At 38.7% G+C, this 19,755-nt stretch carries 20 protein-coding genes and 2 pseudogenes; 19 read left to right on the top strand and 3 right to left on the bottom strand.

From position 1 onward, the window contains the following. Positions 1-85 precede the first annotated feature (85 nt). Positions 86-1,195 carry a TlpA disulfide reductase family protein gene (locus KIM67_RS13450; protein ID WP_213832074.1) on the top strand — a complete coding sequence of 370 codons (1,110 nt, stop codon included), beginning with the start codon at positions 86-88 and terminating at the stop codon, positions 1,193-1,195. Here the strand turns inward: KIM67_RS13450 and KIM67_RS13445 are convergent. Beyond that, entirely contained in the window at positions 1,192-1,842 is a 651-nt protein-coding gene (locus KIM67_RS13445; RefSeq protein ID WP_163418785.1) for a rhomboid family intramembrane serine protease, read from the bottom strand. The two genes, KIM67_RS13450 and KIM67_RS13445, sit on opposite strands and share 4 nt — an antisense overlap. 53 nt (positions 1,843-1,895) lie before the next feature. Here KIM67_RS13445 and KIM67_RS13440 point away from each other — a divergent pair, with 53 nt between their 5' ends. Continuing rightward, positions 1,896-2,813, top strand: a complete 918-nt coding sequence (locus KIM67_RS13440) for a lysophospholipid acyltransferase family protein (RefSeq protein ID WP_213832073.1) — start codon at positions 1,896-1,898, stop codon at positions 2,811-2,813. A gap of 220 nt (positions 2,814-3,033) precedes the next feature. Then, positions 3,034-3,570, top strand: a complete 537-nt coding sequence (locus KIM67_RS13435) for a nuclear transport factor 2 family protein (protein WP_213832072.1) — start codon at positions 3,034-3,036, stop codon at positions 3,568-3,570. Between the two features lie 8 nt (positions 3,571-3,578). On the opposite strand, the gene glmM is transcribed toward KIM67_RS13435, so the two are convergent. Further along, entirely contained in the window at positions 3,579-4,970 is a 1,392-nt protein-coding gene (gene glmM / locus KIM67_RS13430) for a phosphoglucosamine mutase (protein ID WP_213832071.1), read from the bottom strand. Between the two features lie 90 nt (positions 4,971-5,060). Here glmM and KIM67_RS13425 point away from each other — a divergent pair, with 90 nt between their 5' ends. From KIM67_RS13425 to KIM67_RS13400, 6 genes and pseudogenes are all read left to right on the top strand, one after another. Continuing rightward, complete coding sequence (locus KIM67_RS13425) at positions 5,061-5,654, top strand: ACP phosphodiesterase (protein ID WP_213832070.1); 594 nt, start codon at positions 5,061-5,063, stop codon at positions 5,652-5,654. Then, complete coding sequence (gene ggt / locus KIM67_RS13420) at positions 5,642-7,324, top strand: gamma-glutamyltransferase (RefSeq protein WP_213832069.1); 1,683 nt, start codon at positions 5,642-5,644, stop codon at positions 7,322-7,324. Before KIM67_RS13425 ends, ggt begins: the two co-directional genes overlap by 13 nt. Positions 7,325-7,336: 12 nt before the next feature. Next, positions 7,337-8,251 carry a RimK family alpha-L-glutamate ligase gene (locus tag KIM67_RS13415; protein ID WP_213832068.1) on the top strand — a complete coding sequence of 305 codons (915 nt, stop codon included), beginning with the start codon at positions 7,337-7,339 and terminating at the stop codon, positions 8,249-8,251. Then, on the top strand, positions 8,248-8,934 hold the full coding sequence (locus KIM67_RS13410) for a hypothetical protein (RefSeq protein WP_213832067.1): 687 nt from the start codon (positions 8,248-8,250) through the stop codon (positions 8,932-8,934). Before KIM67_RS13415 ends, KIM67_RS13410 begins: the two co-directional genes overlap by 4 nt. Positions 8,935-8,993: 59 nt before the next feature. Beyond that, positions 8,994-9,509: a DUF3124 domain-containing protein gene (locus KIM67_RS13405; protein WP_213832066.1), complete on the top strand. Its 516-nt coding sequence runs from the start codon at positions 8,994-8,996 to the stop codon at positions 9,507-9,509. A gap of 21 nt (positions 9,510-9,530) precedes the next feature. Then, a pseudogene (locus tag KIM67_RS13400) lies at positions 9,531-10,123 on the top strand (MarC family protein). 35 nt (positions 10,124-10,158) lie between these two features. Here the strand turns inward: KIM67_RS13400 and KIM67_RS13395 are convergent. After that, entirely contained in the window at positions 10,159-10,920 is a 762-nt protein-coding gene (locus KIM67_RS13395) for a LexA family transcriptional regulator (protein ID WP_213832065.1), read from the bottom strand. Positions 10,921-11,140: 220 nt separating this feature from the next. Between KIM67_RS13395 and KIM67_RS13390 the strand changes: the two genes are divergently transcribed. The 10 genes and pseudogenes from KIM67_RS13390 to KIM67_RS13345 all read left to right on the top strand — a co-directional run. Continuing rightward, positions 11,141-12,403, top strand: a complete 1,263-nt coding sequence (locus tag KIM67_RS13390) for a putative DNA modification/repair radical SAM protein (protein WP_213832064.1) — start codon at positions 11,141-11,143, stop codon at positions 12,401-12,403. A 17-nt stretch (positions 12,404-12,420) separates the two neighbouring features. After that, positions 12,421-12,594 carry a hypothetical protein gene (locus KIM67_RS13385; RefSeq protein WP_163418774.1) on the top strand — a complete coding sequence of 58 codons (174 nt, stop codon included), beginning with the start codon at positions 12,421-12,423 and terminating at the stop codon, positions 12,592-12,594. A 10-nt stretch (positions 12,595-12,604) separates the two neighbouring features. Continuing rightward, a complete protein-coding gene (locus KIM67_RS13380) occupies positions 12,605-13,381 on the top strand; it encodes a TIGR03915 family putative DNA repair protein (protein ID WP_213832063.1) in 777 nt (258 codons plus the stop codon). A gap of 161 nt (positions 13,382-13,542) precedes the next feature. Continuing rightward, positions 13,543-14,094 carry a hypothetical protein gene (locus KIM67_RS13375; protein ID WP_213832062.1) on the top strand — a complete coding sequence of 184 codons (552 nt, stop codon included), beginning with the start codon at positions 13,543-13,545 and terminating at the stop codon, positions 14,092-14,094. Positions 14,095-14,222: 128 nt separating this feature from the next. Continuing rightward, complete coding sequence (locus KIM67_RS13370) at positions 14,223-15,146, top strand: hypothetical protein (RefSeq protein ID WP_213832061.1); 924 nt, start codon at positions 14,223-14,225, stop codon at positions 15,144-15,146. 199 nt (positions 15,147-15,345) lie between these two features. Next, on the top strand, positions 15,346-16,488 hold the full coding sequence (locus KIM67_RS13365) for a glycoside hydrolase family 26 protein (RefSeq protein ID WP_213832060.1): 1,143 nt from the start codon (positions 15,346-15,348) through the stop codon (positions 16,486-16,488). Between the two features lie 135 nt (positions 16,489-16,623). Then, positions 16,624-17,484, top strand: a complete 861-nt coding sequence (locus KIM67_RS13360; protein WP_213832059.1) for a GNAT family N-acetyltransferase — start codon at positions 16,624-16,626, stop codon at positions 17,482-17,484. Positions 17,485-17,853: 369 nt separating this feature from the next. Further along, positions 17,854-18,555 carry a hypothetical protein gene (locus tag KIM67_RS13355; RefSeq protein ID WP_213832058.1) on the top strand — a complete coding sequence of 234 codons (702 nt, stop codon included), beginning with the start codon at positions 17,854-17,856 and terminating at the stop codon, positions 18,553-18,555. A 220-nt stretch (positions 18,556-18,775) separates the two neighbouring features. Then, positions 18,776-19,474 (top strand): hypothetical protein, encoded by a 699-nt coding sequence (locus tag KIM67_RS13350; protein WP_213832057.1) that lies wholly within the window; start codon positions 18,776-18,778, stop codon positions 19,472-19,474. Positions 19,475-19,490: 16 nt separating this feature from the next. Then, positions 19,491-19,755, top strand: a pseudogene (locus tag KIM67_RS13345) (hypothetical protein); the annotation flags it as partial.

The raw sequence follows: 19,755 nt of genomic DNA, 5'->3' as shown, positions 1-19,755 counted from the left end.
GAGCCATGGTTAGCTACAATCATTAAAAAAGAAGGTTTTTATATACGATAAGGAATGAATACCTTCGCAACTTAAAATCAAAAAAATGAGAAGAATACTTGCTATTGCCACAGTAATCATCGTCTTGGCATCATGTAATTCAAAACCGGAAGGATATACCTTAAAAGCTACTGTTACAGGAGAATTGGAAAATGGCACCCAAGTGTACCTAAAAACCACGGATTCCCTTAACCAATTGGTCGATATAGATACTACTACGGTAGAGAATGGAGCTTTCACTTTTACAGGTTCACAAGAAAAACCTATGCTCTATTATGTTTTTGTTGAAGAAAACAGGGGCAATATTCCATTTGTACTGGAGAATGGTGCTATTGAGTTAAAGTTTCAGAAGGATAGTATGAATTATGCAAAACTTAAGGGTACACAACAGAATGAGCTCTTTATGAACTTTTTGACCGAATCGAGAAAACTTTCAGAAAGAGCAAGGTCTATGCAGAACGATATGCGTACTGCAGCCCAAAAGCAGGACTCGGCAACCGTAACTTCATTAAGAGAAGAATACATAGAATTTCAAGATGAGGTAAAAACCTTTAATGTTGACTTCGCCAAGGAAAATCCGAATGCCTTGATATCTGTATTGATTATAGGGAATCTTATGATGAACAAAAGCGTACCAAACGATGAAATCAAAGGTATGTACGAAGCGCTTACGCCAGAGATGAAGCAATCGGAGCCCGGCGAGCAATTAAAAGAGCAATTGGAAAAGCAAAAAGCTACTGATATAGGAGGTATAGCTCCTGAATTTTCAGCTCCAACACCAAATGGAGAGCTACTGGCACTAAGCGATGTTAAAGGTAAGCTGACACTCATAGATTTTTGGGCAGCTTGGTGCCGCCCGTGTCGAGCCGAAAATCCAAATATTGTTTCCGTCTATAACAAATATCATGAGAAAGGCCTAAATGTAATTGGTGTTTCTTTGGATGCCCGCGCAGAAGACTGGACAAAAGCCATCGAGAACGATGGATTGGCATGGAACCACATCTCCAATTTAAAAAGGTTTCAGGACCCAGTAGCCCAATTGTACAATATCAATGCGATTCCTGCAGCTTTTTTAATTGATGAAAATGGTGTAATTGTGGCCAAAGACCTGAGAGGCCCAGCATTGGAACAGAAAGTGGCTGAACTGCTTAACTAGATTTTTCCCAACTTTTCCAGTACAAAAAGAATCAATATTGGGATTGCCAAGAGTACCACAATCAAAGTATCCGTCACAAATAGCTCTGGTTTTAAAAGGAGCGTAACTGCATAACCTCCGATTGCCCCACCAAAATGGGCTGTGTGCCCAATATTTCCCAACCTGCTTTTCATACCATAAATGGAATATAATAGGTAAGCTATTCCCAATACATATGCCGGTAATGGAATTGGAATAAACATGATTCCCAGTTGCATATCAGGATTCAATAAAATAGCTGCGTATAAAATTCCTGTTACCGCACCACTGGCACCAACTGCACTGTAAAAAGGCTCATCTTTATGGAAAAAGAGTGCTAAAAGGCTTCCTCCCACCAGGCTTATAAAATAAATAATCAAAAACTTGGTAGCACCAAACCAACCAATGACCACATTTGCAAAGAAATAAAGCGTGAACATGTTAAAAAAGAGATGGGAGATATCAACATGCAAAAACCCAGAAGTTACGGTCCTTTCCTTTTGTCCAGCCTTTATTCCGCCTATACTGAACTTATATCTGTCAAAAAAAACAGAATCACTGAATCCCCTTAGGGAAACAAGAATATTTGCCGCAATAATGGCTATTGTGGCAGCATGTAAATTGTACATACACTTTCAAGTTTGGGTTCAAATATAGCTATATTTGCGCACAAGAATTACGTATGCAATTAGTTGTTTTTATCCTTGTTTATCCGCTTCTCTGGTTGATTTCGAGACTCCCTTTTAGGGTGCTTTATTTTATTTCGGATATTGTTTATCAATTACTGTATCATGTTTTTGGGTACCGTAAAAAAGTAGTAAGCAGTAATTTAGCATTGGTTTTTCCAGAAAAACCTGAAGCGGAGCGTTTACTGATAGAAAAGAAATTCTATAAACATCTTTGCGATATTTTTTTAGAGATGATCAAAACGTTGGGCATTAGCAACGAACAAATGCAGAAACGATATGTTTTCTCCAATGTTAAAGTGTTTAAGGAATTAGAGCGAAATGGAAAGAACACCATGATCATGATGCCCCACTACGCAAGTTGGGAATGGGTGTTTTCCCTAAATTCCTATGTAGAATCCGAAGCATATGCCATTTACCAAACAATTCAGAACAAGTATTTTGATAAGTTGGTGCGCGATATCAGAAGTAAATATGGTACTACGCTCATAAGGACTCACGAAAGCCGGAAAATCATAAAAGATGCAAAAGAAAAAGCAGATTTAATAACGGTTGGTATCATTAGTGACCAATCTCCTATGGTCATAAGGGCAAGGCATTGGGCAAATTTCATGAATATACTGGTACCCATTCATGTTGGTGGTGAAGAACTTTGCAAAGCCCATGACATTGTACCTGTCTATCTTAAAGTCAAGAAAGTGAAACGTGGTCATTATGAAGCAACATTTAAAGTCTTGACCGAACGACCTAAAGAAGTGAAGGATTACGATATTTCCGAAGCCTTTATTAGAGAGACCGAAAAGTCGATATACGAAGCTCCAGAATATTATTTTTGGACGCACAAACGATGGAAACATCGAGGTAAAGCTCCAAAAGAATTTCAACCGAATGTAACATCTAAGGTTACGGAGTAGTTTTATTTTTAGCTATAATAGTAAGACTTTTATGATTCCAATGACTTATTGTTAGGTCAATAACGATTGGGGCCGGTTTGCTAATATGAACTTGTTCTTCCTTAAAATCTTCCAACTCATGTCCTAAAAACCAATGGATAGATACTATTTTCACTAAACGTTAAGCTTCTAAAAATCAAAGATTCCTTACATTGTAGTAAATCATTCAAAAATTAAAAAAATGAAGTACTCAGTTCTGTTTGTTTTTTTTCTTATCACAGGTCTTATAAATGGACAAAACGGTCCCCGTACAATCTCAAAGGAATTACTTGAGTCGATAAAAACAGAGATATGGATTCCTTTTATGGAGTCCTATGCTTATTTAGATTCAGATAAATTGAAGTCCATTCATTCCGATGAAATTGTGAGAATAACATTGGACCAGAACAACATTCAAACAGGTCAAGATTATTTAGAGAATTTTAGCGGATATATCGACGATATGAAACAGCAAGGTGGTGGTTTGGGTATTGCATTCGTCATTTTATCCACAGCAGTCAATGAAACGCAAGACATTGCTTATCAAACAGGGTATTATCGTTTCAGTTCAAAACAAAAAGGTGAAAAGGATTTGAGCATAAGAGGATACGGAAAATTTCATGTGACCCTTAAAAAAGAAGAAGGTTTATGGAAATTGGTATTGGATTCTGACAAAAGAATACAACTTTCCCACAATGAATTTAATGGTCAAAAAACAATCTATAAACTAGAGCAATAGGCCAAAGCTTAATCAAGCCTAGCTACTTCTTTAATTTCTTCGATTATTCTATCTGCTAAGGCATCTGCAGCTTCCTGGGACTTCGCTTCCGTATAAATTCTGATGATAGGTTCCGTGTTCGACTTACGCAGATGTACCCAATTTTCTGGAAAATCAATCTTAACACCATCAATTATAGATACTTCTTCGCCTTTATACTTTTCGTGCATGGCTTCCAGCAAAGCATCTACATCCAACTCTGGAGTTAATTGTATCTTCTTTTTACTCATAAAATAGCTGGGGTAACTTGCCCTTAGTTCGGCAACTGTACCTCCCTTTTCTGCCATAAGCATTAAGAACAACGCAGTACCCACCAATGAATCACGTCCATAATGACTTTCAGGGTAAATAATTCCGCCATTGCCTTCACCGCCTATTATCGCATTGTTGGCCTTCATCTTGGTGACAACGTTCACTTCACCAACTGCTGCTGCCTCATACATTCCGCCATGTTTTTGGGTAATATCCCGTAATGCTCTGGACGAGGATAGATTGGAAACGGTGTTACCTTTGGTTTTGCCCAATACATAGTCTGCACATGCAACTAGCGTATATTCCTCTCCAAACATTTCACCATCATTACTTATAAACGCCAATCGGTCAACATCTGGGTCTACAACAATGCCAAAATCGGCCTTTTCCTCAACAACCAATTTGCAGATATCTCCTAAATGCTCTTTTAAAGGCTCTGGATTATGTGGAAAATGCCCCGTAGGATCACAGTACAATTTAACGACTTCCACGCCCAACTCTTCCAAAAGCTTTGGAATGGCAATTCCTCCAGTAGAATTAACACCATCAACAACGACCTTAAAACCGGCCTTTTTTATAACTTCTTTATCCACAAGAGGTAGGTCCAGAACTTCATCAATATGAATGTCGATATACGAATCGTTCTTGATAATCTCTCCTAGGTCATCCACTTCGGCAAAGTCAAAATCTTCTTTTTCTGCTAGTGCTAAAATGATAGCTCCTTGTTTTGCATCTAAAAACTCTCCTTTTTCGTTCAATAATTTTAACGCGTTCCACTGCTTTGGGTTGTGGCTGGCCGTCAAGATAATTCCGCCATCCGCTTTTTCCAAAGGAACTGCAATTTCAACAGTTGGTGTTGTGGACAATCCTAAATCAACAACATCAATACCAAGTCCAACCAATGTGGAAACCACTAAATTTTGAATCATTTCGCCAGACAGTCGTGCATCTCGACCAATTACGACCGTTAGTTTTTCTTTCCCGGCATAATCCTTTAACCATGTTCCATAAGCCGCAGCAAATTTTACCGTGTCAATTGGCGTAAGATTATCATTTGTTGCACCGCCTATGGTACCGCGTATTCCAGAAATCGATTTAATAAGGGTCATAATTGTTAAAAAAGTTTTTGCAAATATAATTGGCTGGTTGCTATTCCGTGTTTCGAATTTGTAAATTTCGACAGAAAAGAAAATTATACAATGAATTTTCTAGCACACATTTACCTTTCTTTTGGCGACGATGAAATTACTTTGGGCAATTTCTTTGCAGATCATATCAAAGGAAACAAATTCAAACACTTTTCCGAAAGGGTTCAAAAAGGGATTTTGTTGCATCGAGCGATAGATACATACACCGACTCCCACCCTATTCCAAAACTAAGTAGCAAACGTCTACACCAAAATTATAGCCATTATAGTAGGGTAATCGTAGATATCTACTATGATCATTTTCTGGCAAAGAATTGGTCGTCTTATTCTAAAATTTCCCTAGGAGTATTTGTAGAACGCTTTTATGATTTATTGGAAGACAACTTTGATATACTGCCACTTGCAACCCAACGTATGATGCCCTATATGATTTCTGGAAATTGGTTGTTGAGCTATGGCGATTTACAAGGTATTTCCAAAGTTTTGGAAGGTATGAACCGAAGAACAAAAAACAAATCCAAAATGAATTATGCCATCATAGACCTAGAAGAGCACTATGAAGCCTTTGAAAATGAATTCACCCTCTTTTTTAAAGAATTGATTACCTTTTCCCAACAAAAATTTGATTCCCTATGCGAAGATTAATACTGCTTGTCCCTTTTCTCTTTTTCTTAAACTGTAAACAGCAACCTGCTATCCCAACGGGAACCGTAGCTGAAAAGGCAATGGTGGTCTCTGCACGGGAAGAAGCCTCAAGAATTGGTACTGAAATCATGGAAAAAGGCGGTAATGTTTTTGATGCTATGGTCGCTACGGAAATGGCACTGGCAGTCGCCTACCCCTTTGCGGGAAATCTTGGTGGTGGCGGATTTATGGTATATAGAAAGAATAATGGTGAAGTAGGTGGATTGGATTATAGGGAAAAAGCTCCATTGTCAGCCCACAAGGATATGTATTTGGATTCTTTGGGCAATGTAGCCCCAAACCTAAGTACAAAAGGCGCTACAGCTTCTGGGGTCCCAGGTACGGTAGCAGGGGTTATGGCAGTGCATAAAAAGTTTGGCTCCCTGCCACTTTCGGACATCTTGACTCCTGTAATCAACCTAGCTAAAAGAGGTGTTGTGGTTACCGAGAAACAAGAAAAGCGACTGGAAAGCTATCGTGAACGTTTTATCGAAGCCAATGGAGACAGCACCAAATTTGCTATTAATTTCAAAGCTGGAGACACCATAAAATATCCTGCACTGGCAAAAACCATGGAAAAAATCCTTGAAAAAGGCAGGGATGGATTCTATAAAGGCGAGGTTGCACAAAAACTGGCCACTTTCATTCAGGAAAAAGGAGGATTCATCACTGAGGAGGATTTAGAAAAATATGAAGCCAAATGGCGAGAACCTATTATTTTTGACTATAAGGACCTTCATATCATATCCATGAGCCCTCCCAGTAGCGGAGGAGTGACCATCAATCAGATTTTTAAAATGATGGAACCTTATCAAATCGCTGATTTTGGGCATAATTCTACCAAAACCATTCAATTATTTACAGAAGCGTCACGTAGGGCTTATGCGGATAGAAATTATTTTTTGGGAGACCCCGACTTTGTGGATATTCCTTTGGACGTAATCTTAAGCGATAACTATTTGCAAAAAAGAATGCAGAACTTTTCATTTGAAAAAGCCACCTTGTCCTCGGAAGTAGAACATGGTAAAGTAGAAATTGCAGAAAGTATGGAAACCACCCACTACTCTATCGTGGATAGTGAAGGAAATGCGATATCTGCCACCACAACTTTAAACGGGGGCTATGGTTCAAAACTGTATGTGAAAGAACTCGGTTTTTTCATGAACAACGAAATGGATGATTTTAGTTCCAAACCCGGAGTTCCAAATATGTTTGGACTAATAGGTGCAGAAGCAAATAGTATAGCTGCGGAAAAAAGAATGTTAAGCAGTATGACACCCACCATAGTAGAAAAAGATGGAAAGCTTTACATGGTCGTTGGTACGCCGGGCGGTTCTACGATTATTACCGCTGTAGTTCAGACCATTCTTAATGTGTATGAGTTTGACCTTAGTATGCAAGATGCCGTCAATGCACCCCGTTTTCACCATCAGTGGCTGCCCGATGTCGTTATTTTTGAACCGGAAGGCTTTTCCCCAGAATTAAAGACCGAACTGAAATCCAAAGGATATATCATCAATGAGGAACGAACCCCTATTATTGGTAAAGTCGATGCCATACGTGTATTGCCCAACGGAAAATTGGAAGGTGGTGCGGATAAAAGAGGTGACGATACCGCAATTGGCTTTTAAATATCCTCTACTATGTACGACATTGTAATTCTTACCGACCGAAGGTATATCGACCCAAAAGAGAAAAACGAATATACCGACAACGTTTTACTGGAGGACAGGTTGGTGGCAGAAGCCCTTGAAAATATTGGACTGAAGGTCATCCGAAAATCTTGGGATGATCCGAAATTTGATTGGACAAGTACGAAGTATGCACTTTTTAGAACAACTTGGGATTATTTTAACCGTTTTGAAGCGTTTTCCAAATGGTTAGATACAGTTTCAACTCAAACACGATTGATCAATTCCAAAAAGCTTATCGATTGGAATATCGACAAGCATTACCTTCAAGATTTAGCCAAGGCTGGCATCAATATTCCCAAAACTTTCTTTGTAGAAAAGAGCACCGAAACCTCCTTAGCAAGAACGTGTAACGAGGTCAAAAAAAAGTATCATTTCAAGTCAGATTCATTTGTTTTAAAACCCTGTGTTTCCGGTGCTGCACGGCATACGTATAAGTTCGATTTTTCTGAAATCACCCAGCATGAAACCATCTTTAAAGAACTCATTGCCACCGAGGCTATGATGCTCCAAGAGTTTCAGCATAATATTGTTGAACAGGGAGAAATATCCATGATGGTCTTTAATGGCAAATTTACCCATGCCGTATTGAAAATTGCTAAGCAAGGAGACTTTAGGGTACAAGATGATTTTGGTGGAAGTGTTCACGATTACAAACCTTCCAAAACAGAAATTGAATTTTCAGAAAAAGTAGTGAATGCCGTTCCTGAACTTCCCATCTATGCCAGAGTTGATATCTTTAAAGATAATAATGGCGATTGGGCCTTGGCGGAGTTGGAGATTTTTGAACCTGAACTTTGGTTTAGACGTAACCCACAAGCAGCAGTTGTTTTGGCACAAACCATTAAAGAAAGGTGCTTTTCATGAAAAGGGTTTTAAAAATAGTGGTAATCTTGATTTTGGGGTTGGTCATTTTCCTTTGGATCAAACACGAGCCTTTACCTGAGGGAAGTGAACCCCAACAAGCGGATAAACTTGCCACTAAAATGCTGAACGCCCTCAACTACGAAAAATACAAGGACACCCGTTTCTTGGAATGGTCTTTTCAAAACGGTGCAAACCGTTATAAATGGGACAAAGAAAATGGAACTGTTGAAGTCAACTGGGATGACTACAACGTAAAACTGGATTTGGTGAACCATGCAAGCAGCACAGCGGAAAAATCAGGAACCAGATTATCCCACAAAGAAAACGATAAAATTACATCCAAAGCTTTAAAACTGTTCAACAATGACTCTTTTTGGCTTGTAGCGCCTTACAAAGTATTTGATAAGGGTACCACAAGAAGTATCGTAACCCTAGAAGATGGCAACAAAGGCTTGATGGTCACCTATTCAAAGGGGGGTACAACTCCCGGTGATAGTTATGTGTGGACATTGAATAACGATGGATTTCCTGTTAGTTTTAAAATGTGGGTAAAAATTATCCCTCTCGGAGGTCTCGAAGCCACTTGGGACGACTGGCAGGTAATGGAAAGCGGCGCTTTTTTACCGAAATCGCATAAACTCGGGCCTTTCGTTTTGGATTTAGGAGATACGAAAGGGTATTGAACCGAGTAAATTAGTTTAACTTAGAAGTAATAATGGGTATCATATTCTTTCATAATACAATGTCCTATAAGTCAGCCACATACTGCATAACCCTTGTTTTTGTGCTTATTGCATGTTCCAAACACAAGAAAAGCCCTATTTCCAATGAAGTTAACTTCGACAATAGGACCGTACTCCTTTCCAAGTTTGACTCTTTGCCCGTTAATGGTACGTATTTATCCGTTTACTCTGAAATATATAGCTACTCCCAGGATATAACCCATAATTTAACGGCTACCGTAAGTATGAGAAATACAAGCACTACGGATAGCCTTTATATTCTTGAAGCCGAATATTATGATACCCACGGTAAAACCGTGAAGAACTATGTCTCGAAACCAATTTTCATCGCTCCTATGGAAACCCTTCACATCGTTATCGATGAAGACAACAAAGATGGGGGCTCGGGTGCAAACTTTCTCTTCAAATGGGCAACGAATGAAGAGAAATCCATACCCCTTTTTGAAGCGATTATGATTTCCACTTCGGGCTCACAAGGACTTTCGTTTACGACTACGGGTAAAAAAATCTTTTAATATGAAAGAGATTTTGCGACCATATTGTTCTTGATTGCCGTCATTGACCCTTTAGGTACGGTACCCGTTTATTTAGAAGCAACGAAACATTTTGATTTAAAACACAAGAGAATTATCGCTATCAGAGCGGCCGGAGTCGCATTTTTGGTACTATTGTTTTTTATTGTTATCGGACAGCTTATACTTGAAGGAATGTAGGTTTCGTTGGATGCTTTTCAGATTGCGGGCGGAGTTATCCTGTTTTAATTTGCGCTTAGCATGATTTTTGGCGAAGGAAAACCGGAGGACGAGAAGCACCGTAAACCGACTACAAACATATGACCATATTTCCTGTGGCGATACCTTCAATTGCTTCGCCGGAAGCTATAATGGCCGTAGTTTTAATGACAGACAACCACATTTTCACCATTCAACAGCAGGCACTGACCACGTTGTTGGTTTTTATTGTTGTTGTTTTGACCGCTCTACTACTGTTAGCCGCCAATTTTGTTCAAAAAAAGATAGGTGAATATGGAATTACCGTAATCAGTAAAATCATGGGATTGATTCTGGCCGCGTACGCAGTTCAAAGCATCATAAGTGGGCTCAAGGATTTCTTTCTTATCGTTTCTTGATTTAAAAAGCTCTTTTTTACAATGAAAACGGATATCTAATTCTTCACATTTCCCATCTGTTGCTTTAATTCCTCCATCGATTGGTGCAATTGTCTTAGCAATCCAGTTTCGGTAGTTGCATCGACGTTAAAGGTCAATTTGCTGCTGACCTCCCATATTTCCTGTATTTGGAAGGGTTTAATATCGTAAGGAGGGTACGTTTCGTTCAAAGAGACCAACGTAACGTTATTGGAATTCGGTCTTTTTTCAATTTTTTTGACCAAAACGGCATCTTGCAGCACGATTACATACATTTTATTGGCATTTACGTAATCGATATGCTCTACTGCCTTGGCCAAGACCCAATCATTAGGCTTCAAATTTGGCAACATACTATCCCCTTCCACCTGAAATCCCCGGTAGGTAGCATTTCTAAATTCGGGAATGGGCAAATCAAAGGCGGGCAATTGATGGTACCAGCTTGTGTCCGCAATATTCTGTGGATATCCTGCTGCTGCTTTTGCATTGACCAAAACCATATTATCGTTATCGGAACTGTCTACTGTTACTACTTTTGGAATTACGCTGGTACGGGAAGTTTCCAAGTGTTTCTCTTCACTTTCCCCAAAAAGCCAAAGCGGGTTGATATTAAAATGTCTTAAAAGCTCTACCACTACCCTACCGGAAAGCTTGGTCCGTCCTCGTTCAATATCCGCAGTAGTGCTTGAGATGCCTAAAAGTTTGGCAAATTCGGCTTGCGTGTGTCCAAGCTCCCTGCGTACTTCTATAAATCGTTTTAAGGTTGTTTCATTCTCCATAATTGCTAAGCTTGTCAGGTCGAGTCTTTCGGCTTCGCTCAAGATAAACTAAACTCGAGACCTTTTTTTACCAGTCTCAATAAGTGACCTTGATAGTATACACAAAAAACTCTATTACATGTTCAAATATACTGATTTTGGAATATTTCCAAAAATTAATTTGGAATATTTCCATTTTTAGGAATATTTCCATAATTTTGGAGTAATTACAATTCACGCTATGAATTTTGAAAGAATACGGGAAAAGTTAAACATACTGGCAGATGCAGCTAAATACGATGTATCCTGTTCCAGTAGTGGCAGTAAGCGTACAAATACCAATAAAGGTTTGGGGGATAGTTCTGGAATGGGCATTTGCCATAGTTACACGGAAGACGGACGTTGTGTTTCACTTTTAAAAATTCTACTGACGAATCATTGCATTTTTGATTGTGCCTATTGTGTTACCAGAAGGAGCAACGATATTAAAAGAGCAGCTTTTAAAATTCAGGAGGTCGTCGACCTCACCATTAATTTTTACCGAAGAAATTATATTGAAGGATTGTTCCTGAGTTCCGGAATCTTCAAAAACGCCGACTACACTATGGAAAGGCTAATTGCTGTGGCAAAAAAACTACGACAAGAGGAAAATTTTAATGGATATATTCATTTAAAATCCATACCTGGCGCCAGTGATGAATTAATGTATGAGGCGGGATTATATGCGGATAGACTTTCTGTCAATATAGAAATTCCTACAGTATCCGGGCTTAAATTGTTGGCTCCAGATAAAAAGCATGAAGACTTTACCAAGCCCATGTTAAAGGTTAAAAATGAACTCATACGTTTTAAAAACGAACGAAAGATTATAAAAAGCACCCCCAAATATGCTCCTGCTGGACAAAGTACACAGATGATCGTGGGCGCAACTGGAGAAACGGATAAAGACATTATGTATTCCGCTACCCACTTCTATAAAAATTTCAATATGAAGCGGGTCTATTATTCCGGGTATGTGCCCGTGGCAGATGATAGCCGTTTGCCCTCCATTGGATCGCAGGTTCCCATGTTACGGGAAAACCGATTGTACCAAACCGACTGGCTTTTGCGATTTTATGGTTTTGCCGTAAATGAAATTTTAAATAACGATCACCCCAATCTGGATGTTGATGTAGACCCCAAACTCTCTTGGGCCTTACGTAATATGCAGCATTTTCCCGTGGATGTGAACAAAGCGGACAAACGTATGCTGGCCCGCATTCCAGGCTTGGGTTTAAAGTCGGTACAGAAAATTGTCAATGCCAGAAAGTTTAGAAAATTGAACTGGGACCATCTTAAAAAAATAGGAGTGGCCCTTAACCGTGCTAAATATTTTATGATTTGCGACTCCAGAAATTGGGAAAGCAGGGATTTGGATGCGGAGAAGATAAAAGGAATGATTTTGCAACATTCGGCAGGAAAGTTTCGGAATCAGTATAGCACGCAACTATCATTGTTTAACTAACACTATTTTAGGAAATCATGGACTATTTAAACCATACCACAAAAGATTTGAATGCCCAAGAACAATCCAACTATATGGAACGTGGTCGCTTTGTGATTTTAAACTTTGGTTATGATTTTATAGCGTTCAAAAGCAAGGCGCGAAAGTCGCTCTCTCGATTAAAAAAACGGTTTACTACCGCTCATCTGTAATATCTTGATTATGCAAAACTCCAAAACTTTACTATACGATGGAAGCTTTAATGGCTTTCTTACCGCAGTCTTTGTCGCTTTTGAAGAAAAGCTGGATGTGGTGGATATTCAACGAAATTCAAAAGGCCAAAGTGGACTTTTTTCAGAAACGGAAACCGTCTTCACCAATGTGGAAAAGGCAAAACGGGTATGGAACGGAATACGTAACAAAAGCAACAATGCCATTTCCCAAGTTTATTTTGCATTTTTGAGCGAAGAGGAAGGCGTGGAACTTACACTCTACACCTACATTAGAAAGTTAATGGCCACCCGTAATGCAAAGCAGACAGATTATTCCGATGGTACTGTACTTCGCATTAGTAAACTTGCACGTTCCGTGGGGCGTGAAAAACATCGTATGGAAGCATTTGTTCGTTTTCAGTTGACCAAGGACAATATCTACTTTGCAAATATTGAACCAGATTTTGATGTGTTGCCCCTTATATCCAAGCACTTTCGTAGTCGCTATGCAGACCAGCAATGGTTAATCTATGATGTGAAACGCAAGTATGGTATTTTTTACAATCTAGATTATGTTGAGATGGTATCGCTTAATTTGAACGAAATCCACTTTAATAAAATCCATAAGAGCAATGCATTCTTGAACCAGGAGTATGACTACCAAACACTTTGGAACGATTATTTTAAAAGTAGCAACATTAAATCCCGCATCAATAGAAAATTGCATACGCAGCATGTTCCCAAACGCTATTGGAAGTACCTGTCCGAAAAGAAAGAGACTGCATAAGTTTTTTAGTTGCTTTATTTAAAATTATAACTATCCAATAATGCTCTTTACAATGGCATAGTCACGCCTTTATCCAGTTTTGAAGGAAAATTCGTTGCAATTCGTAATAACAAAGAATAACCCCCAACCTCTCTTAATACCCCTTGTAATCTAACCCTACCATGGACTATATCAGTTTAAGTATATCATTGGCCATCTTAACCATTTCAGGTTTGACGTTCTGGTTGAGCCGGATTAAAAAAGGAACAGTTAAAATGACCAGACCTACAATGATCTATTTTGGTGTGGACAGCAAGGGACAGAAGAAAATAGGGATTCGAACGCTGCTCTATAGCACTTCGGAGAAAGGGAAATATGTGCAATATATGTATGTGCAATTGCAGCGCAGGGAAACGGTTCAAAATTTTAATGTATGGTCCTACAAAAATAACGGCCTTGTTCTAGGTAGCGGATTGTTCGTTAACAAAACCGGGGTTTCGTGCGACCATAGCTTTCTGTTACCAAAAGATGGCACGCATTACACTTTTTTGTCCGGCGATTACGTACTTCAAGTGTTTATCGAAGCGATTGATGAAAAACCAAAAAAGATTTTTGAACAACGACTCTTGCTGACACCCCAGCAACAAGAGGCTATGGAGCTTAAAAATGGTACCGTGTATTTTAATTGGGCACCAAATACACAGAATTACTTTTCGCATATTGTTTTAGGATAAAAAGCTAAAATGCCAAACCTGAAAGGTGTTACAAAACCTACATTTTACTATGGATATGCTTATTTTTATTATAAGTATATATATCTAAACGTTATTCATAAGCTAAAAATAACCTAATATCTATTAAAATGAAGAAAATACTATCAAGTGCGATGATTGGACTTCTATCAAGTATGACATTTTCTCAAGTAACTGATACTGGAAATAGAGTGGGAATTGGGGAGTCAACTCCTCAAACCAAATTACATATAAATGTAATTAATTCTAATTCTGAAATTTTAAGATTAGATAACGCTGGACTTAGAGCAACATCGTTTACTAACTATTCAGATGGGACATATGATAATGTAGGAATACAGTTCAAAAAGAGTAGCTCAGAAGGGCAATTCAAGTTCAGTAATCTCAATGGTGACCTTTTGACGATTTTGCCCAATGGGAAAATCAACATATCAAACACAAATACAAATACAGAGTTATTGAGATTAGGTAACGCCGAACTTAGAACAACATCATTTATCAACTATTCGGATGGAACATACGATAATGCAGGAATACAATTCAAAAAGAATAGTTCAGAAGGGCAATTCAAGTTCAGTAATCTCAATGGTGACCTTTTGACGATTTTATCCGATGGTAATGTTGGAATAGGAACAACAAACCCTAAAGGATGGAAACTAGCTGTAAATGGAAAAATTAGAGCAAAAGAAATAAAAGTAGAAACTGGATGGTCAGACTTCGTTTTTGAAAAAGACTACTATCTGCCAACTCTAAAAGAAGTTGAAGAACATATCAAAGACAAGGGTCATCTCAAAGACATACCAAGTACCAAGGAAGTCGCAAAAAATGGAATTTTTCTTGGACAAATGGACTCAAAGCTTCTTCTAAAGATTGAAGAATTGACTCTTTACACTATTCAACAGGAAAAGAAAATAGAGGAACTTGAAAGAAAAAATGAGCAATTAGTTATATTGAACGAAAAGCTTCTTGAACTGCAAAAAAGAATGGAGATATTAGAAAAGAAATATAACCAGTGCCTTATTGGCTTTAAGTAATGACGCTGTTCTCGCCTACCCTACGACACGCTCAGGGCATCGCTTCTAAAAATCCTTGCGAATTTTCAGTTTGGTATGTACTTGCAAAGTTAAGTGCAAAACCAAGCAACGAAACATAGGCAGAGCTGCTAGATTTAATATTATAGTCTAGTTACTTTGTAGAAAAATTAAAAGACAAGTAAACGAAACGAAAAAAGAAATGACCTTAACCATTACACTTTGTAAAACAAAATTTCAATATAAGGTTGTTTTTTTAACCGCTGTTCCACTACTTTTTATGTCATCGTTCGTCTGGTCACAGGAACAAACAATCAAAGATTCGGAATCAACCGAACTATCCATTGAAAAAATGGTATCGCAAATCAATGTAAAAGTTGACCCTGAATTTGTTTACGATTACGAACAGACAAAATTTGTTCCTCCCCATGGAAAAACCCTGCTCATTATGGGACAAACGGTTGAAAGCATTTCAGAATACCTTGAGAACTTTCCTGATCAAAAGATTCCAGGTGGCTGGTCAGCGTATTGGGGAGTATCCGAGTTTAAAGGTATTGCAGAGTCCCATAAAAATGATACTGGCGGCACACAAAATCATCAAATGTTAATTGATAAGTTTCCCAATACCGTTGTGCACAGTGCTATGTGGATGGTAGGTAAATGGAATATTGCCGACTTTGCTGGCAAAGGTTATTATGATAAGGTCATCAAGAAATACGCTACTTGGGCAAAATCTACGAACCGACCTATATATCTGAGGATAGGCTATGAATTTGACGGCCCACATAACGAACTTGAGCCCGAGAGTTACGTAAAAGCGTACCGGCGTATCGTTGATCTGTTGCGAAAAAAAGGAGCAAACAATATTGCCTTTGTCTGGCATTCATACGCTTCCAAACCGTTCAAAGATTACAAGTTGTCCGCATGGTATCCCGGTGATAACTACGTGGATTGGATAGGTATTTCTGTCTTTGGCCATGCTTATGGCGGTGCTGACTTTGGTCCTTATTGTGATACCGTTTTGAATTTTGCCAAAGAGCACAAGAAACCCGCAATGATAGCAGAATCGAACCCGGTCAAAGGTATTGATAAAGAAAATATTGAGGTATGGAATCAGTGGTTTGTCAATTTTTTCACCTTCATCTATAACAAGAACATTAAGGCTGTTAGTTTCATAAACGAAGACTGGCAAAGGTTGTTTATCCAGGGGATTTCGCATTGGAGAGATGGACGTCTCTACAATAATGAAAAAATATCAAAAGCCTGGTTCCAAGAAACCAATAAAGAACGTTATTTGAAGCAATCACCAGAACTCTTTGAGCAATTGGGGTACTCAAAGCACTAATAGTAAAGATTTATATAAAAGTATTCTGTAAAAGACCTAAACTAGAACAATAGTTAACAAAATATAGGCACTCGTGTCGGGCAATGCCCACTACGCCATATATTAAAAGTTAGCACTAATTTGATTGAAGCACGGATGGAAATTAAAAATTTGCAGGGGATAGATAACAAAGAAATTTTAAGTGTTTTCAATACATCTTTTTCTGACTATTTTGTCCCTTTCAAATTGACGGAAGAACAGTTGGCATCAAAAATGATTGTTGATAAAACCAACCTTGAATTGTCCGTTGGTGTATTTGAAAATAAAAAGCTCATTGCTTTTATTCTACACGGACTTGATACCATTAACAAACAAAAAGTAGTGTATAACGGGGGAACAGGTGTTATTCCAAAAAAAAGAGGTTCTGGATTAACAAAACAAATGTATCGCTACAATTTACCAGTTTTAGAAAAGAAAGGAATCGATAAAATCATTCTTGAAGTAATATCCAATAATATTCAAGCCATAAAATCTTATGAAAAATCCGGTTTTACAACTACAAGGGAGTTAGCTTGTTATAAAGGAAATTTCACCTCTACCAAAATCAACAAAGAAATAGAGGTCAAGGAACTTCAAAACTATCAATGGAAGCAAATGGAATCTTTTTGGGATATAGATCCTACGTGGCAAAATTCAAAAAGAGTAATGGATAAATTGCAGGTAGACAATATTTCATTTGGAGCTTACCTAAAAAACCAGTTAGTCGGCTATGTTATCTACAATCCAAAAAACAACCGAATACAACAAATCGCTGTAAACAAGAATTTTAGAAGAAAAGGAATAGCTTCAAATTTAATAGCTGAATTGGCAAAAAAGTACGGAAATGCCTTTTCTATTATTAATATGGATAAAAAAGCTGAAAATGTTACCGGTTTTTTTGATTCAAAAGGGTTTAAAAATTATCTGGATCAGCTAGAAATGGAATTAAAATTTAATAAAGAACATAGCCAACAATAGCCTCAAGCAGTTGCTAATTCTCGCCTACCCTTCTACAAATCATGTATTGAGCTTATCGAAATGTTCAGGGTCGGCTCTTGAAGTTTTTGATTTCCTTGAAGAACAGAAATTTAAAGTTCGCTGAAAAACCTGCCCCTAATCCGAATGGAGGTTTCCAATTTATTATCATAAATCAGAAAAAAGAGAAAAGCGGACAAGCGGACAAGCGGACAAGCGAAATTATGGATTTATAAATCTAAGCAGTTCTGATCAGGAATAGCTTACAACGGGCATCCGTCAATCCAAAACGGCCATACGTCAATGCACACCCTATATAAGTCGGCCAACGCCCTATTTTAACCTAATAACTAAGTTTAAAACCAAAAAATCATGAAACTATGCAAACTATGTGCCATGGCCATATCTGCCTTAGCGCTGTGCTTAATCTCTTGCTCGGATGGTGAAGACGGAACGGATGGCATTGATGGCATTGACGGAAAAAATGGTATCGATGGAAAAAATGGAATCAATGGTGTTGATGGACAAGATGGTGTCGGTTTTGATGAACTGACAAGATACGGCAACATCACTATGCATATGGAAGGCACCCGGCCAGATGGTGATTCTTTTTCCGATTCCAGAACATATAGGTTTACTCCCGTGGAGGCCACCTCAATAGGTTCTTCAAATAGAGTTGATATCATTCCAATTCTAGAGGGTGGTGCCAGTTATGAGTTTAGAATTAGGCGCTATTATGCCAATCCCGATGAGGCATATCAACAGAACTACATCCGCTTTGTTATCCTAATTGACAACGTTGGGGAGGAAAATGAAGCTTTGGTTTCTGCAACAATGAGTATAGTAAACCATGCCGTTATAAGTGATGATGGTAAATTCTTCATTATAAATGATGTCTTTGGACTAGGTCAACCAACCGTTCCCGAGTTCGAATTCTCCGATATGGCTTTCGACCCGGAAACCAATAACCTTTCTTTCGGATATCGGTTCAGCGTGGACGCAGAGTTTAACGATTCAGGAAATGACCTGCACATTTCAGGAAAAGTGGACGTAGACCTTTTGGAACTTATATAGCTAAATCTAAAAAGAATTTCATTCTTTTCTAAAACTATGGATTTTGAATCCATAATGGTTTAGTTATAGGATGCCAGAGGACATCGTGAAAAGATATTCTCTTTTCTTTTTGGGGAAATCCATCATCCGTCAATCCAAAACGGCCATCCGTCAATCCACACCCTATATAAATCGGCCAGCGCCCTATTTTCGCCCAATATTAAGTTTAAAACCTAAAATCATGAAATTATTTAGACTATGTACCATTGCCATATGTGCCTTGGCACTGTGCACGATCTCTTGCTCGGACGGGGAAGATGGAACGGACGGCATTGATGGGATCGAAGGAAAAGATGGGGACAACGGCAGTAACGGGACCAATGGCGTTAATGGGCAAAACGGACAGGACGGTGTCGGTTTTGATGAACTGACAAAGTTCGGTGACATTACTGTACAGTTGGTAGGCAACCGGCCGGACGATGAACCGTTTTCCGATTCCAGAACCTTTAAGTTTACGCCCGTGGAGGCCGATGCAATAGCTTCTTCAAACAGTGTGAATACATTTGGAAACTCCCATGAGTTTGAAATTAGGCGCTATTATGCCAATCCCGATGAAGAATATCAAAATAACTACATCGACTTTTATATCCTGATCAACAATCTTGGGGAAGATGATGAATTTTTGCTTTCTGCAAATATGTCTGTAGGAAACCATACCATTATAGGTGATGATGGTAAATTCTTCCAAATAAATGACAATTTTGGACTAGGTGATGTGGTCGTTCTCGAGTTTGAATTCTCCGATATGGCCTTCGACCCGGAAACCAATAACCTTTCTTTCGCATACAGGCTCCTCGTAGATGATGAGGGCAACAATTCAGGCAATGAGCTTACCGTTTCGGGAGAAGTGGACGTAACCCTTTTGGAACTTATACAATAACCATAAAACTAAGATCATGAAAATATTAAAATTGTTGGGCATTGCCCTTTGCGCCCTGTCGCTGTGCACGGTTTCATGTGCTCCCGAGGATGGCGCAGACGGAACGAACGGAAAAAAAGGTATAGACGGGGACAACGGACAGAACGGAACCAATGGCACCAACGGCGAGAACGGCAAGGATGGAGCCCATGGCGCCGGTTACGAGGAACTTGCCAAATACGGCCATGTGACCATGGTGCTGGAAGGCACAAGAACGGACAATGTCGCCTTTAAGGATTCCA

Source organism: Flagellimonas sp. 389 (genome assembly GCF_018449435.1).
Lineage (GTDB): Bacteria > Bacteroidota > Bacteroidia > Flavobacteriales > Flavobacteriaceae > Flagellimonas.
This window is presented reverse-complemented; position numbering and strand designations above follow the sequence as displayed.

What these genes read in the sequence shown, in the direction of transcription:
- KIM67_RS13450 (WP_213832074.1), top strand. Translation starts at nt 86, where the DNA reads ATGAGAAGAATACTTGCTATTGCCACAGTAATCATCGTCTTGGCATCA.
- KIM67_RS13445 (WP_163418785.1), bottom strand. Translation starts at nt 1,842, where the DNA reads ATGTACAATTTACATGCTGCCACAATAGCCATTATTGCGGCAAATATT.
- KIM67_RS13440 (WP_213832073.1), top strand. Translation starts at nt 1,896, where the DNA reads ATGCAATTAGTTGTTTTTATCCTTGTTTATCCGCTTCTCTGGTTGATT.
- KIM67_RS13435 (WP_213832072.1), top strand. Translation starts at nt 3,034, where the DNA reads ATGAAGTACTCAGTTCTGTTTGTTTTTTTTCTTATCACAGGTCTTATA.
- glmM (WP_213832071.1), bottom strand. Translation starts at nt 4,970, where the DNA reads ATGACCCTTATTAAATCGATTTCTGGAATACGCGGTACCATAGGCGGT.
- KIM67_RS13425 (WP_213832070.1), top strand. Translation starts at nt 5,061, where the DNA reads ATGAATTTTCTAGCACACATTTACCTTTCTTTTGGCGACGATGAAATT.
- ggt (WP_213832069.1), top strand. Translation starts at nt 5,642, where the DNA reads ATGCGAAGATTAATACTGCTTGTCCCTTTTCTCTTTTTCTTAAACTGT.
- KIM67_RS13415 (WP_213832068.1), top strand. Translation starts at nt 7,337, where the DNA reads ATGTACGACATTGTAATTCTTACCGACCGAAGGTATATCGACCCAAAA.
- KIM67_RS13410 (WP_213832067.1), top strand. Translation starts at nt 8,248, where the DNA reads ATGAAAAGGGTTTTAAAAATAGTGGTAATCTTGATTTTGGGGTTGGTC.
- KIM67_RS13405 (WP_213832066.1), top strand. Translation starts at nt 8,994, where the DNA reads ATGTCCTATAAGTCAGCCACATACTGCATAACCCTTGTTTTTGTGCTT.
- KIM67_RS13395 (WP_213832065.1), bottom strand. Translation starts at nt 10,920, where the DNA reads ATGGAGAATGAAACAACCTTAAAACGATTTATAGAAGTACGCAGGGAG.
- KIM67_RS13390 (WP_213832064.1), top strand. Translation starts at nt 11,141, where the DNA reads ATGAATTTTGAAAGAATACGGGAAAAGTTAAACATACTGGCAGATGCA.
- KIM67_RS13385 (WP_163418774.1), top strand. Translation starts at nt 12,421, where the DNA reads ATGGACTATTTAAACCATACCACAAAAGATTTGAATGCCCAAGAACAA.
- KIM67_RS13380 (WP_213832063.1), top strand. Translation starts at nt 12,605, where the DNA reads ATGCAAAACTCCAAAACTTTACTATACGATGGAAGCTTTAATGGCTTT.
- KIM67_RS13375 (WP_213832062.1), top strand. Translation starts at nt 13,543, where the DNA reads ATGGACTATATCAGTTTAAGTATATCATTGGCCATCTTAACCATTTCA.
- KIM67_RS13370 (WP_213832061.1), top strand. Translation starts at nt 14,223, where the DNA reads ATGAAGAAAATACTATCAAGTGCGATGATTGGACTTCTATCAAGTATG.
- KIM67_RS13365 (WP_213832060.1), top strand. Translation starts at nt 15,346, where the DNA reads ATGACCTTAACCATTACACTTTGTAAAACAAAATTTCAATATAAGGTT.
- KIM67_RS13360 (WP_213832059.1), top strand. Translation starts at nt 16,624, where the DNA reads ATGGAAATTAAAAATTTGCAGGGGATAGATAACAAAGAAATTTTAAGT.
- KIM67_RS13355 (WP_213832058.1), top strand. Translation starts at nt 17,854, where the DNA reads ATGAAACTATGCAAACTATGTGCCATGGCCATATCTGCCTTAGCGCTG.
- KIM67_RS13350 (WP_213832057.1), top strand. Translation starts at nt 18,776, where the DNA reads ATGAAATTATTTAGACTATGTACCATTGCCATATGTGCCTTGGCACTG.